Raw genomic sequence first — 15,650 nt, forward strand, 5'->3', positions numbered from 1 at the left:
CTTATTCTATTTTCTGTAATTGTTCAATTAATGTTTTTAGTTGTTTTTCATTGATATTTGTTTGTTCAATTTCTTCTGTCATTTGTTCAAGGATGGACTGTCTAATTTCAAACTTTTTATATAATCCTAAACGTAATTCATAGTCCTCTAACAACTCGTCAGTACGTCTTATGTTATCATAAACTGCTTGTCGTGACACCTTAAACGTTTCTGCGATTTCAGATAATGATTCATCAAGTAAATAGTAACGTTCTAAATAATTGCGTTGTTTATCTGTAAGTAGCGCTTGGTAAAAATCAAACAAATAATTCATACGCATCGTTTTAACTAAATCACTACTCATCTGCAGCTTCCTTTAATACTTCAGCCGCTTTATTTTCCTCATCAGTAGATTGTTCAATCATATCTGCGAATAATCCATACACGTAACTTTCTGCATCAAACGGCTGTAAGTCATCTAACTTTTCGCCAAGTCCTACGAATTTAACCGGAATATGTAATTCATTACGGATGGCTAAGACAATACCACCTTTTGCTGTTCCATCTAACTTCGTTAAGACAATACCTGTTACATCTGTCACTTCTTTAAATGCTTTCGCTTGTACCAATGCATTTTGCCCAGTTGTTGCATCTAATGCAAGTAACACTTCATGAGGTGCCCCTGGTACTGCTTTAGATAATACTTTCTTTACTTTCTCAAGCTCTGTCATTAAGTTCGCTTTATTTTGTAAGCGCCCTGCTGTATCACATATTAAAATATCTGCACCACGATTTTTTGCAGCATTAATAGCATCATACATTACTGCTGCTGGATCAGATCCTTCTTTTTGTTTAATGACTTCGGCACCGACGCGGTCACCCCAAATTTGAAGTTGTTCAATTGCTCCTGCACGGAACGTATCTCCTGCTGCGAGCATGACAGTTTTACCTTGTGCTTTATATCGGTGTGCCAATTTTCCAATTGTTGTCGTTTTACCAACACCGTTTACTCCTACCATTAAGATAACTGTTAATTCCTCTTCTTGAATATTCATCTTTTGTAATTCTTCATCTTCTTGTTCGTAAATTTCAACGATTTTTTCAACGATAACTTCACGTAAATCAGCAGTTTCTGTAATATTTTGACGTTTTGCTTCATAACGTAGTGATTCAACTAATTCCATCACCGTATTGAATCCAACGTCGGCTTGTATTAACATTTCTTCTAATGCTTCAAAGAAATCTTCATCGACTGTACGATACATTGCAAGTAGATCATTTAATTTGTTTTGGAAATTTTCACGTGATTTCTCTAAACCTTCACGGAACTTCGCACCAATTTGTTGTGATTCCCACTCTTCAAACTCTTCGATTGAAATTAAATCATCATCTTCAAAGTCAAATTCCCATCCATTTGATTGTTTTTTAGGTGCTGGTTGTTGTACTTCTGATGATCTTGCAGGTTGCTCAAATACATCCACAGGTTTATGGTCATACGTCTTCGTTTGACTGTCGCTTTGAGGATCAATGTCTTGAGTACCAATATCGTCTAAAGGTTGTAAATCATCTTGAACATTTGTTGTTTCCTCTTTTGTGACGAATCTATCTTTAAGTTTCTTAAAAAAACTCATTATTTAGTCAGCTCCTTTAATTTTTTATCATCTAAGTCTTTTAAACTCACACTTACAAGTTGTGTAATCCCTGAATTTTGCATTGTCACACCATAAAGTCTATCACTTTTCTCCATTGTTCCTTTACGATGGGTTATCACGATAAATTGTGTATCATGTGTTAATGTATTTAAGAAGTCTGCAAAACGATTGACGTTAGCTTCATCGAGTGCTGCTTCTACTTCATCTAGTATAACAAAAGGAGCGCTTCTTGCCTGTAATATTGAGAATAGCAACACGATAGCCGTGAGTGCACGTTCCCCACCCGATAGTAAACTTAAGTTTTGACGACGTTTACCAGGAGGTTCAACGAAAATATCGATTCCAGCAGAAAGCACATCATCACTCGTCAATTGGAGTAACCCTGTTCCACCTCCAAACAATTGTTTAAAGATGCGTCCAAATGCAAGAGAGACGGTTTCAAAAGTCTCCATAAAGCGTTCTGAAACTGTCGCATCCATTTCATGAATGATTGACTCTAGATTAGCTTTAGCATCTAGTAAGTCTGCTTCTTGACGTGTTAGAAATTCATAACGCTCACCGACAACTTTATATTGTTCAATCGCATTGAGATTTACATTACCCAATTCTTCTATAGATATCTTTGTTAATCGGACACGTTTGCGTAAATGTTCTAAGTCAGTCTGAAAAACATCTTCTATACCCAATATCTCCCATATGTAATCTTTTGCTGACTCAAATGTCAATTGATATTGTTCTAATAAGTGATTCATCAAGTTTTCTAATAATAAATTTAATCTAGAATATTTTCCTTTTAATTCTCCTATACCATTTTCAATACCACTGATTTGACGTAATAATTCATTGTATTCTTTATCCATCGCTTCTATTGCAGATGATAAATCTTCTAAAATCTGTTCTTCAGTTTGGATACGCGTCTCTATCTGTATTTTATCAGATGATAATGTTTTTATATCTTTTTCTTTTTTAAGTATTTCTTTTTCAACAGCATCAACATCTATATGAGCTGCATCTTGATGTATAGCATTAATCTCCGTTTGAATTTCTGCGATTTGAGAAATACGCTCTTTTAAAATGTCATTTTGATGTTCTATACTTGTACTGAGTACCGCTAATTGATGTTTCGTATCACTTAGCGTTTCATTTAATGATTTTTCTAAAGTTTTTTTATCACTTGCATTATTATTAAAGTTTTGAATACGGTCATTTAATTCTTTTAACTCAGTTTCGATTGTTTGAATTTTTTGCGCATGTTCTGAAATTAAAGATTGACGTGAAGCAATATACTCTGACTCTTGTATTAATGACTCAACTTCTTCGTGCATTGCTTTCAATCGACGTTCTTTAGCTTTCGCCTCTTCAAGCGACAACTTTAATTGATGAATTTCATCTCTTAATGTTTCACCATCACTACGGGTTTGACTGACTTGAATTTCTTCAGTTGTAATAGTTTCTGATAGAGCATCTACTTGTTTTTTCAATTGTTCTGTAGATAAAACAAATTCTGCAAGTTGATTGGTCACAACTTGTAAATCATTACGTGCTGTTAATGCTTGCGTGGGTTTATTTTTACTTCCACCCGACATTGAACCACCTGGATTCACGATGTCTCCTTCAAGTGTTACGATACGATATTTATAACCAATTGCTTTCGCAATTTCATTTGCATGTTTTAACGTGTCACAAACAATGACACTCCCTGATACATTATCAATAATCGTTTGATACTTTTTGTCAGTTTTGATCAGTGCATTTAACGTATTAATAAACCCTGGTATTTGGCTCACTTTTTGAAGTGCCTCATATGAAATTGATCTAGCTTTAATAACCGTGAGCGGTAAAAATGTCGCACGCCCAAACTTTTTATCACGTAAAAATTGAATCGCAGCACGGCCTGCTTGTTCATCATCAACAATAATATGTTGTAAGCTCGCACCTAAAGCACTATCTAAGGCATCGTTATACATTGGATCTATATCAACCACATCTAAAACGGTTGAATGTATACCGTTTAGTTGATTCTTGTTTTTTAATAGCATACGCACGCCTTGATAATAGCCTTGATATTCCTCTTGCATTAATGTTAAGCGTTCTTTTTTGCGTTCTAAATCTTCTATATAACGATGTGCTTGTGTATATTTATCACGTGCACTATTATAGTCTACTTTCTTTAATTCAATACGCTCAAGGCTTTTCTTATAAGTGGCACGCATTGATTCTAGTTGATTAGATTTTGTTTCAATCGATTGATTTAAACCTGCAATCATTTGTTGAATAGCTTCAAAGTCTTGCTTCACATTTTCATTGATACCTTCTTGTTTAGCCTGCTTCTGATTAAATTGTGCAACTTCTTTTTCAATTAATTTCATTTCATTTGATAACGCTGTTTGTTCGCTTAACTTTTCGTAATAAGTATCACGCGTCTCATCAATTAACGTTTCAATATCTGAATCAATTTCATCAAGTTCTTTTTGTTGTTTTTTTAATTGACGATCTAAGGCTTTTTTATCTGTTATCAATAAAGATAACTTACTTTCAATCGCTTCTTTGCGTTCTGTTTCTTTAATTAGTTGTTCATTATATTTATTTAAACGTTCCGTGCGTTTAACAGATGATTCATTTTGGTTCGATAATCGCTCTTTCAATACATTTACTTGACCAATATACCGTTCAATTTGCTCAGTAGTTGTTAGTAACGATTGATTTAAAGCATGCACATTTTCTTGCACAATCTTATGTTCTGATTTACTGTGCATTATTTTTTCATTTAAACGATCGCTTTTCTCTTGTTTAAACTGAATTAAACCATTGAAATCTTTAATTTCAGTTTCACACTTCGCAAAATCTTGACGTGTCGTTTCAATATCAGCAATTGTCACTTGAATATCTGCATCTTTCATTTCTTCAGATAATACTAAATATTCTTCAGCGATACTTGCTTCAATTTTTAATGGTTCCACACGATCTTTTAAATTATAAATAATATCATGCACACGTGTTAAATTATTATTTGTATCTTCAAGTTTCGATTCTGTTTCTTTTTTTCGCTTTTTATATTTTAATACACCTGCTGCTTCTTCAATTAATTGTCTGCGTTCTTCAGGCTTTGCATTTAGAACTTGATCCACTTTACCTTGTGAAATTATACTGAAAGCATCACGTCCTAAACCACTATCTAAGAATAATTCTGTGACGTCTTTTAACCGACTCTTTTGCTTATTTAATAAATATTCACTATCACCATTGCGATAAAGTTTACGAGTTACTTCCACGATATCAGACTCGATGTTTAACATACGCTTTTTATTATCCATCGTTAATGTCACTTCAGCATAGTTTTGTGGCTTTCTATCTTGTGCACCTGAGAAGATAACATCTTCCATCTTGGCTCCACGTAAACTCTTTGCCGATTGTTCTCCGAGGACCCATTTAATCGCATCAGTAATATTACTCTTTCCTGATCCATTTGGTCCAACAATTGCTGTAACTCCTGAATCAAAACTTACTGTCGTCTTGTCAGCAAATGATTTAAATCCATAAGCTGAAACTTGCTTTAAATAAACCATATTACTCCCCTGTTATCAGATTTGCTAAAGCTTCCTGCGCTGCCTTTTGCTCTGATTCTTTCTTCGTTCTACCCACACCACTACCTAATTTTTCACCTTCAACACAAACTTCAGAGGTAAACGTTTTAAAATGAGCAGGACCATCCTCACTAACCAGTTTATATTCAACTTGTACATTTTTAGTTTTGTGAATATATTCTTGTAAAAACGTTTTATGATCTAATATACCATCCATTAAATCATCTGTAATTTTCGGGAATATAAATTGATTAAAGAATAACAGTGTAGCATCATATCCTAAATCAAGATAAAGCGCACCTACAAACGCTTCAAATACATCTGCAATTAATGAGGGACGCGTTCTTCCTCCTGTTTTCTCCTCACCTTTACCGAGTAATATAAGTTGATCAAATCCCAATTGTTTGGCAAATGTCACAAGTGAAGGTTCACATACAATTGCTGCACGTAGTTTTGTTAATTTACCCTCTGGTAAATCTGTGTGCATCTTATATAGATATTGTGAAACCATCAATTCTAACACCGCATCACCTAAAAACTCTAAGCGCTCATTGTCATTAACTTTATCCAATTTGAAGTCATTAATAAAGCTTGAATGAGAAAATGCTTGCGTATAAATTGTGATGTCATTCGGTTGAATATTTAAAGTTTGAAATGTCGTTTGAATCTTTTTCTGAAATTTATCAATCATCGCTAATCTTCTATTCATAATCTACCTCCTTAAAAAAATAAATACTCCTTCATTTTACGTCATTCTACTGATAAAAAAAAGAAATATCTATAGAATAACTAATAAATCAAATTCAAAAAAATCCCATGATTACGCACTGCAAAGTTTGTGTAATCATGAGATTAAAAATGCATTATTTTTCTAATGACTCGATATATTTAACTGCATCACCAACAGTGTTGATTTTTTCAGCTTCCTCATCAGGAATTTCCATACCGAATTGATCTTCTAATTCCATTACTAATTCAGCGATATCTAAAGAGTCAGCACCTAAATCATCTTTAAATGAAGCTTCTGCAGTAACTTTATCAGCATCAACGCCTAAGCGATCAACGATAATATCTTTTACTTTGTCGAAGTTTTCCATGTGTTTCACCTCCTTAAATTGTTCAATAATATCATACCGTTTAGTTCATGAACATGCCACCATTAACGTGTAATGTTTGACCGGTAATATATTTAGCTTTGTTGCTTGCTAAGAAACTTACTGCTTCAGCAATGTCATTCACTTCTCCAAGTGTTGCTAACGGAATTTGGCCTTTCATCGATTCTACAATGTCTTCGCTCAACTTGTCCGTCATATCGCTAATGATAAATCCTGGTGCAACGGCATTGACACGAACACCTCGACTTGCAAATTCACGTGCAAATGTTTTCGTCAAACCTTCAACCCCTGCTTTACTAGCAACATAATTTGCTTGTCCAGCATTCCCTAGAGAACCAACAACACTACTCATGTTAATAATAACTCCCGCACGTTGTTTCAACATTTGACGAGTTACGGATTGTACGACATTGAAAACTCCTTTTAAGTTCGTAGCAATTACATCATCAAAGTCTTCTTGTTTCATACGCATCGTTAAATTATCACGCGTAATACCAGCATTATTGATTACGACATCAATTGAACCAAATGTGTCAATAGCTGTTTTAACCATCTCTTTAACTTCTTCAATATTACTTACATTTGCTTTTACCGCAATTGCTTTTTGACCTAAAGCTTCAATTGTTGCTACAACTGCTTCCGCTCGTTCTTGATTACCTGAATAATTGACCAAAATATCGAACCCATCTTCAGCGAGTTTGATTGCCGTTGCTTCACCAATCCCTCTTGAACTTCCTGTTACGATTGCTAATGCCATTATTTCACCTCTTTTATTTGTTCAAGTGTATCCACTTGCATAGTTGTAACATCTCGATTAATCTTTCTTACTAGCCCCGATAACACTTTCCCAGGACCTACTTCTATAAATGTATCTACACCTGCATCAACTAAAAATTCAATTGAAGCAGTAAATTCAACAGGTAAGTACAATTGTTTTACTAAATTTGCTTTAATTTCATCTTTATTTGTAACAGGTTGAGCTGTTACGTTTTGAATGACTGGGACTACCGCATCACTAAATTCCACTGTGTCTAAAAATGCACTAAAATCATTTTTAATGACTTGCATTAAACTTGAATGAAAAGGACCCGTCACATTTAATGGAATGATTTTCTTAATATTATGTTGTACTTTCTCTTCAACTAATTTGTCAATCAAAGTTTGGTGTCCTGCTACAACAATTTGACCTGGACAATTTATATTTGCAACATCTAATTTTTCAAAGTCGTTTGATAACGCTAAACACGCCGATTCAATGACCTCACGTTCAGTTCCCATTATCGCCGCCATTGAGCCAACACCAGGTGGGAATGCTGATTGCATTAATTCGCCACGTCTACGCACCACTTTTACAGCATCAATTGGTGTCAATACTTCTGCAGCCACAAGAGCTGCATACTCACCTAAACTATGTCCAATAACATAATCTGCTTGTAATGCAGCAAGTTTAAGTGCTGCAACGCTATGCATTACAATTGCTGGCTGTGTATTCTCAGTTTCTGCTAACTTTTCTCCACTTGCCATTATCGATAATATGTCAACATCAAGTACTGCATTTAAATCATCTAACAAAACTTTTCCAGCAGCATCTTGATAAATATCTGATGTCATACCATCATATTGTGACCCTTGACCCGGAAACATTAAAGCTTTACTCAACTGATCCAACCTCTTTCGTTAAAATATTAACAACATCTTCTTCAACAGCAATACGAGCTTGTCGTAATGCATTGTAGAATGCGACTTTATCACTTGAACCGTGTGCTTTTATTACGATGCCATCTACACCAAATAATACAGCACCACCATATTCAGAATAATCCATTTTTCCTTTTAGCGTTGCTAAATCCTTCTTAATTAATGCTGTTGCTAATTTATTTTTCGTACTGCTCGTTAATGTTTGTTTTAACATTTTAAAGATGTTATTTGCTGTTCCTTCAAGTGTCTTTAGAATAATATTACCTGTGAATCCATCTGCAACAACAATATCTGCTGAACTATTCAATAATGATTTAGGTTCGACATTACCGATAAATTTTAATGAAGTTTCTTCTTTTAATAACGCAAATGTTTCCTTCGTTAAGGCATTACCCTTCTTATCTTCTGTCCCTATATTCGCAAGTCCAATTGTTGGATTTTTAATTTTTCTATTAGCTTTCGCATAAACATTTGCCATCTTTGCATATTGTACTAAATGTTCAGGTTTCGCATCTGCGTTGGCACCCATGTCAAGTAACATAAACCCTTTATTATCAATTGTTGGCAATGTCATCGCAAGAGCAGGTCGTTCAATCCCTTTTATACGTCCTATAATAAATAAACCAGCTGACATTAATGCACCGGTATTTCCAGCTGATAAACATGCATCAGCTGTTTTCAACTTTACCGCTTCAGCTGCACGTACCATTGATGCATCCTTCTTTCGACGAATGGAACGTACTGGTTCATCTTCCATCATTATTTGTTCAGTACAAGGGAAAAATTTGAAGTTGTCATGTTGAATTGTATTGTATTCAGGAAGACCATATCCTTGAATTTCAACATCATTAAATTCTTTTAAGAACATTTCAATCCCATCTAAAACGATTTGTGGCGCATCATCTCCACCCATTAAATCAACCGCAATTTTAATCATTCTCTTCACCCTCACTTGTATAGTACATTTCAAATATTCCTGTGAATACTGTCTTTTGTTTTACTGTACTTACGACTTCTATTTTAGCGCGCTTATTCTTTTTATCTAGAACAGTTGCTTTCGTTATAACTCGATCACCAAGCTTTACTGGTTTTTTGAAGTTAACTTCACTTTTTGTTGTAAGTGCAAGCTCATCATTAATAACTGCAACACACAATGAATTCGCTTGTGCAAACAAATAATGACCACGGGCAATTTTGTTACGATAAAATACATGTTCTTCTTTAATATCTAAAATGGAAATGGCTGATTTATCTAATTCTAAATCTATTACTTCACCAATAACCTCATCAAGCGGTAATGCACGAACCTCGTCATGTTGCTTGACGGCCACGTCTTTAATTCGTTCCCTAAGTTCTGGAATATTTTGTTCTAAACGATCTAAACGAATCGTTTGTATTGAAACATTCAAATCACGACTTAAGTCTTCATCAGTAAGAAATGGATCGTCATTTAAACGTTTTGTCAGTAATGCTTGGCGCTCTTTTTTATTAAATTTCTTCATCTACTCAAATCCTTTTTAGTAGTTGGTCTTAGTACTAGTAAATATAACATAACAGTAGAATTCACTGCAACTCTAAACACAAAAAAGACCAGACAATATCGTCTGATCCGATTATGCTGCGTGTTTAGATTGTCCTAATGCTTTAACTTTCTTACCATTCTCTTCATACAATTTCGCTTTAAAAATCATACGTTCATTAAACATCATCGTATTCGGATTATAATCATCACACGTAATCAATGTTAATTCTTGTAACGCATTTTTCTTTTCATCAAGGACACCCACTTCAGTTGGTTTAACATTGAAGATTTTATAAATACGATACTTTTTAATGCCCTCTCGTGATTGTAAAATCACTGTATCCCCAACCTTAGCTTTATCTAAATAGTTAAAACGAATTCCCGCTCCTTCAACACGGTGACCGGCAATTCCAATATTTTGTTCTGAAAGTTTCTCACCCTTTTCTACTAGTGAGACCCCATTTTTTAGGTTTTTTTGAGTAGCAGGACCTTTTAATAACGGTTCATTAATTTTTGCAGCAGGCACTTTCAAATATCCTAACATATTTGCTTTTAATTTTAATTTATCTGGCTCAGTTTTTGTAATCCATTTCTCTAATTCATTTACCTTTGGTTTATCTTCATTTTTCTCATACGCTGTAATAATCTTTTCATTGACTGCATCAGTATAATATTCTCTGATATTTTGCCAGAATATCATAATGAGTGCAGCAATAATACAAAGTATACCAATGATTCTCAGTAATATTCTGCCCATTGTTATCTCCTTAATCGATATCTTGTGAATTGATTTCTTTAGTTAATCGTTCTTTTAAAAATGATAATTCCGGTGTATCGATTGTCCCACTTAAAATTAATGCACTCGCTTCATCACGAGCTATTTCTAGCATTCTATAATCTTCTACAATATTTGCAATTTTAAATTCCGGCAAACCACTTTGTTTCACGCCAAAAAAATCACCTGGCCCACGCATCTCTAAGTCTTTTTCACTTAAAACGAAACCATCTGTTGTTTGTGTCATAATTTGCAATCGTTCAATACCTGTTTCAGTTTCAGGATTACCTACTAGTATACAATAACTTTGATGACTACTTCTACCTACACGCCCTCGTAATTGATGTAAAGTTGATAATCCAAATCGATCGGCATCATAGATTATCATCATTGTTGCATTTGGTACATTAACACCAACTTCAACAACAGTTGTAGATACTAATATGTCTATTGTATGATTAGCAAACTGTTGCATAATGTGTTCTTTTTCATCCGATTTCATTTTCCCATGTAATAAGCCAACGCGATCTACACCAAAGATAGATTGATACGTTTCATATATCTCAGATGCATTTTTGACATCAATATGCTCTGACGCTTCGATTAAAGGACAAATGACATAGGCTTGACGTCCTTTTTGTATTTCTCTTTTGGTCTTTGTGTAAACTGTGTCAATCGCTTCATGTTTCGCCCATTCTGTAATAATAGGTTTGCGGCCTTTTGGCATCTGTTTAATCGTTGAAACATCAAGTTGCCCAAAAACTGAAATTGCGAGTGTTCTCGGAATTGGCGTAGCAGTCATAAATAAGATGTTCGCATTAGCACCTTTTTCTCGTAATAATTTGCGTTGATTCACACCGAAACGATGCTGCTCGTCTGTGATAACAAGACCTAAATCTTTAAAAATTACTGGATCACTGATTAATGCATGTGTTCCGACCAACACGTCAATTTCACCTAAAGCAAGTTGCTCTAATATTAGTTGTCTACGTTTGCCTGTGATTGAGGAAGTCAGCAATGCAACATTCACAGCACTACCATAGAGTTCACTTAAACTTTCAGCATGTTGTTCTGCAAGAATTTCTGTTGGAACCATTAAGGCACTTTGCATTTTACATGTTTTTAATGCATACATTGCAATTGCAGCAACTACAGTCTTACCAGAACCAACATCACCTTGTAACAATCGGTTCATACGCATTGGGGTCTTTAAATCACGAAATATTTCATTAACCACTTTTTTTTGTGCATCCGTTAATTCAAATGGTAGAGTTCCAATAAAGTTTTTTACCAGCTCAATATCGTACGGAATATTACTATTGTTTGATAGATGCTCTCTTAAATGAAGCATACGCATCTTCAGTTGAAATAATAACAATTCACAGAATGCAAATGTTCGCTTTGCTTGCTTTAGTCGTTCATGAGAGCTCGGAAAATGTAATTCTGCAACTGCTTCTTTAAAATCCCATAATTTATATTTCTGTTGTAATTCAGTCGGCAAAAATGGTGGTAACTCAGCAGTAAGGAGTGCGTTATGAATAATCTTTTGAAAAGTGGCACGTTTTACTAGTCCTTTCAAACTATACTGGGGAACTAAATCATCGTTTTGATTCGTGTCAGTGAGCTTCTTAAACCCAGAACCTTGAATAATTTGTTTGCCTCGCATCCATTTACCTGTTATTTTCACTTGTTCACCAACTACAACTTGTGGCTTGATGTACAATTGATTAAAGTATTCTACACGTACCGCCACATTATCTACCATAATATGAAATGATACTTTTGATTTTTTTCGACCAAAATGTGCAACAGTTGCCTGAGAATAAATTTCTCCGGCAACTGTTATCTTTTCGCCGTCGATGGCGTCATTTATATTGATTATCGTTTCATCGTTATAACGATATGGTAAATAAAGTAATAAACTTTCCATATCCGTGATATTTAAAACATTTAAGTTTTCTAATGTTTTAGGTCCTACACCTTTTAATGAGGCGATGGATTGTTGTTTAATGAGTTGTTGATTTGCTTCCAAAGATTCTTTCCTTCATTTCTTGGCCAGTCTTAGTACCTGCAAGACCACCTCTTCCTGTCTCACGCAGCGCACTCGGCATTGTTTGTCCGATTTTATACATTGCTTCAATAACTTCATCCGTTGGAATACGACTTTCAACACCTGCAAGCGCCATATCAGCAGATACAATTGCATTAGATGCGCCCGCAGCATTACGTTTCACACATGGAACTTCCACTAGTCCAGCAACCGGATCACATACTAAGCCTAGCATATTTTTAAGACAAATACTAAATGCATGTGCACTCATTTCAGGAGTACCTCCTGCCATTTCTACAATCGCTGCAGCAGCCATTGCAGCTGCACTACCGACTTCTGCTTGACAACCTCCAGCAGCCCCAGAAATAGATGCATTGTTTGCTACAATAAAGCCAAAGGCACCCGTTGTAAATAAATATTCAATCATTTGTTCACGTGTCGGGTTAAGCCTCGCTTTCATTGCAAATAATGTACCTGGAACAACTCCAGCACTACCTGCAGTCGGTGTTGCGCATATTAAACCCATAGCAGCATTCACTTCGTTAGTAGCCACCGCTTTACTCACGGCATCTAATAATGTTTCACCACTTAAAGTATTCCCACGTGCAATATATTCACGTAATTTAACGGCATCCATTCCAGTTAAACCTGTCGGACTTTGTACACCTTCTAACCCACGTGCAACAGCTTGTTCCATGACAACTAAATTTTTCTCCATCTTCGCTAATACGTCATCACGAGATGAACGTGAAACTTCCATTTCTTGCGCTATCATTACGTTTGCTATCGACTTATTTTCACTTTTACATAATTGAATTAATTCTTCTACACTATTAAACATCCTTTATCCCCTTAAGCTTCTGACATTAACGTTACAGTTGTGACACCATTACATTGCCTAATTTCTTCTAATACATTATCATCAATAGCATCATCTAATTCACATGTCATTAATGCTATTTCACCTTTATTCTTACGTGCAACCTGCATATGTCCAACATTGATTCTATGTTGTCCTAATACTTGCGTCACATTAGCAATTGTACCAAATGAATCTTGATGGAATACGAGTAAAGCTGGATAGTTTCCTGATATCGCAATAGGAAAACCATTTAAAGAAACGATTTCAATTTTGCCACCACCAATTGAAATGCCTTCAATTGTTAAGTCTCGATTATCATCTTTCATATGGATTATTGCAGTATTAGGATGACTACGCTCTTCATCTTCTTCAATAAATGTGACATTCAAACCTTCAGCTCTTGCAAGTTCTATACTAGTTGGAATACGACTATCATCAGTATCAAAACCAAGTAATCCTGCAACAAGTGCAACATCAGTACCATGACCTTTATACGTTTCCATAAATGATCCATATAAATAGATATCCGCTTGACTCGGAGTACTTCCAAATAAGTCTCTCGCAACAAGACCAATACGTACTGCCCCCGCTGTATGAGATGAAGATGGGCCAACCATTATAGGTCCAATAATATCAAAGACACTTCTGTATTTCATAAACATTCCCCTTTAATCAATTAATGTTGCAAAACGTTAAAATTGCGACAAAATCCGAGCAGCTTATCAATCCGCTTGGATATATAAGCTGTTCGGATTTTATAAATAATGAATTATTCTACAGCAAACATAAAGCTGTAAATCGGTTGTTTACCATCTTGCAATTCTACTTCAACTTCTTCATAATGTTCTGCTAAGAATGACTCTATCGCCGTAACCACTTCATCCGTTGCATCAATACCTTTAATAATAGTAACTATCTCAGCATCTTCATCTAGCATTGATTTTAATAATTCAATACAAACTTTTTGTTGATCTTTATCTGACACTGTTATTTTACCTTCATTAATCCCCATAAATGCATCTTTTTCAATATTTACGCCATCAATCGTAGTATCTCGAACCGCATATGTAACAGAACCAGATTTCACTTGTGATAAAGCATCCGTCATATTATCCGCATTCTCTTCAACCGTTACTTCTGCATTGTAAGACAGCATTGCAGTTAATCCTTGAGGGATTGTCTTTGAGGGTACAACTTTAACTGGAATACTTGTCACTTGCGCCGCTTGTTCAGCTGCCATAATAATATTTTTATTGTTCGGCAACACAATTGCTTCTTTACATCCACTCTGTTCAATAATCTTCACGATATCTTCAGTAGAAGGATTCATTGTTTGACCTCCACTGATTACGTGTGTTGCACCGATTGATTTGAAGAGCTCTGTGATACCTTCACCCATAGAAATCGTAATAATAGCTTTATCTACTTTAGCTGTTTGGTCTTGACGTAAACCACGTTTACGTAGGACTTCACGATGTTGTTCACGCATGTTCTCAACTTTAATCTTAATAATTTCTCCGTACTGACTTCCATAAGTTAATGCTTCTCCAGGAGTTTCAGAATGGACATGAGTTTTAACGATTTCTTCGTCTGAGATCACAAGTAAAGAATCACCAAATTCAGCCATATCATTACGGAAATCATCTTCATTAAATTCCTTCATACCTGGTTTGAAACGCACCATAAATTCAGTACAGAAGCCTGGCACTATATCTTCAGTTTTTACTACATCACCGAAGTCATGATCATCATTAATAAAGTCATCATCAACTTTACGGGAAACAGGAGCAGCAATTGCTTCACCCTTCATGACACTTAAGAAGCCTTCATAAACATACATTAAACCTTGTCCACCGCTATCAACAACGCCAACTTCTTTTAAGACTGGTAATAAATCAGGTGTACGTTGTAATGAAGCATTACCTGCACGCACGACTTCTTCCATCACTGCGATACAATCATCCGTTTCTTCAGCAACTTTCATAGCACCTTCACTAGCTTCTCGTGCAACAGTAAGAATTGTACCTTCAACAGGCTTCATTACTGCTTTATATGCTGTTTTTACACCTGCTTTAAATGCCTTTGCAAATTTCTTCGCATCGATTTCTTCATCTTGCTCGATGTATTTAGAGAATCCACGGAATAACTGAGATAATATAACACCCGAGTTACCACGTGCACCCATTAGTAAACCTTTAGAGAATGCAATCCCAACGTTACCGATATGTGTTTCAATATGTTCTTCAGTTTCTTGTGCACCCGAGGTAATTGATAAATTCATGTTCGTTCCAGTGTCACCATCCGGTACAGGAAAGACATTTAATGAATCCACATAGTCTGCATTTTGAGATAAGTTATTTGCTCCTGTAATAATCATTTCAGCAAATAGCTTGCCGTCAATTGTTTTCATTAT

At 35.2% G+C, this 15,650-nt stretch carries 14 protein-coding genes; all 14 read right to left on the reverse strand.

All coding sequences use genetic code 11. The annotated features are described in order from the left end of the window. Position 1: 1 nt before the first annotated feature. The 14 genes from ACMGE9_RS00735 to ACMGE9_RS00800 all read right to left on the reverse strand — a co-directional run bounded on the left by ACMGE9_RS00735 (position 2) and on the right by ACMGE9_RS00800 (position 15,650). Positions 2 to 343, reverse strand: coding sequence for a putative DNA-binding protein (locus tag ACMGE9_RS00735; RefSeq protein ID WP_414043348.1), 342 nt, complete (start codon positions 341 to 343; stop codon positions 2 to 4). Further along, positions 336 to 1,610, reverse strand: a complete 1,275-nt coding sequence (ftsY, locus tag ACMGE9_RS00740) for a signal recognition particle-docking protein FtsY (RefSeq protein WP_414043349.1) — start codon at positions 1,608 to 1,610, stop codon at positions 336 to 338. The genes ACMGE9_RS00735 and ftsY overlap by 8 nt, the downstream gene beginning before the upstream one ends. Continuing rightward, complete coding sequence (smc, locus tag ACMGE9_RS00745; protein WP_414043350.1) at positions 1,610 to 5,197, reverse strand: chromosome segregation protein SMC; 3,588 nt, start codon at positions 5,195 to 5,197, stop codon at positions 1,610 to 1,612. The genes ftsY and smc overlap by 1 nt, the downstream gene beginning before the upstream one ends. A gap of 1 nt (position 5,198) precedes the next feature. After that, positions 5,199 to 5,924, reverse strand: a complete 726-nt coding sequence (gene rnc / locus ACMGE9_RS00750) for a ribonuclease III (protein WP_414043351.1) — start codon at positions 5,922 to 5,924, stop codon at positions 5,199 to 5,201. A gap of 154 nt (positions 5,925 to 6,078) precedes the next feature. Further along, positions 6,079 to 6,312 carry an acyl carrier protein gene (locus ACMGE9_RS00755; protein ID WP_414043352.1) on the reverse strand — a complete coding sequence of 78 codons (234 nt, stop codon included), beginning with the start codon at positions 6,310 to 6,312 and terminating at the stop codon, positions 6,079 to 6,081. A gap of 40 nt (positions 6,313 to 6,352) precedes the next feature. Continuing rightward, positions 6,353 to 7,087, reverse strand: coding sequence for a 3-oxoacyl-[acyl-carrier-protein] reductase (gene fabG, locus ACMGE9_RS00760; RefSeq protein ID WP_414043353.1), 735 nt, complete (start codon positions 7,085 to 7,087; stop codon positions 6,353 to 6,355). Then, the gene (gene fabD, locus ACMGE9_RS00765) at positions 7,087 to 7,989 is read right to left on the reverse strand and encodes an ACP S-malonyltransferase (RefSeq protein WP_414043354.1); all 903 of its coding nucleotides are present in this window, start codon (positions 7,987 to 7,989) and stop codon (positions 7,087 to 7,089) included. Before fabD ends, fabG begins: the two co-directional genes overlap by 1 nt. After that, positions 7,982 to 8,965, reverse strand: a complete 984-nt coding sequence (gene plsX / locus ACMGE9_RS00770) for a phosphate acyltransferase PlsX (RefSeq protein WP_414043355.1) — start codon at positions 8,963 to 8,965, stop codon at positions 7,982 to 7,984. The genes fabD and plsX overlap by 8 nt, the downstream gene beginning before the upstream one ends. Further along, positions 8,958 to 9,530, reverse strand: coding sequence for a transcription factor FapR (gene fapR / locus ACMGE9_RS00775; protein WP_414043356.1), 573 nt, complete (start codon positions 9,528 to 9,530; stop codon positions 8,958 to 8,960). The genes plsX and fapR overlap by 8 nt, the downstream gene beginning before the upstream one ends. A gap of 111 nt (positions 9,531 to 9,641) precedes the next feature. After that, positions 9,642 to 10,307, reverse strand: a complete 666-nt coding sequence (locus tag ACMGE9_RS00780; RefSeq protein WP_414043357.1) for a class A sortase — start codon at positions 10,305 to 10,307, stop codon at positions 9,642 to 9,644. Between the two features lie 10 nt (positions 10,308 to 10,317). After that, positions 10,318 to 12,357: an ATP-dependent DNA helicase RecG gene (gene recG / locus ACMGE9_RS00785; protein ID WP_414043358.1), complete on the reverse strand. Its 2,040-nt coding sequence runs from the start codon at positions 12,355 to 12,357 to the stop codon at positions 10,318 to 10,320. After that, on the reverse strand, positions 12,332 to 13,216 hold the full coding sequence (gene sdaAA, locus ACMGE9_RS00790; protein WP_414043359.1) for an L-serine ammonia-lyase, iron-sulfur-dependent, subunit alpha: 885 nt from the start codon (positions 13,214 to 13,216) through the stop codon (positions 12,332 to 12,334). The genes recG and sdaAA overlap by 26 nt, the downstream gene beginning before the upstream one ends. Positions 13,217 to 13,227: 11 nt before the next feature. Further along, positions 13,228 to 13,893 carry an L-serine ammonia-lyase, iron-sulfur-dependent subunit beta gene (sdaAB, locus tag ACMGE9_RS00795; RefSeq protein ID WP_414043360.1) on the reverse strand — a complete coding sequence of 222 codons (666 nt, stop codon included), beginning with the start codon at positions 13,891 to 13,893 and terminating at the stop codon, positions 13,228 to 13,230. A 113-nt stretch (positions 13,894 to 14,006) separates the two neighbouring features. Continuing rightward, on the reverse strand, positions 14,007 to 15,650 hold the full coding sequence (locus ACMGE9_RS00800; RefSeq protein WP_414044421.1) for a DAK2 domain-containing protein: 1,644 nt from the start codon (positions 15,648 to 15,650) through the stop codon (positions 14,007 to 14,009).

Origin of the sequence: Macrococcus animalis, assembly GCF_047425875.1 — a bacterium.
In the GTDB taxonomy this organism is placed as follows: Bacteria; Bacillota; Bacilli; order Staphylococcales; family Staphylococcaceae; genus Macrococcoides; species Macrococcoides animalis.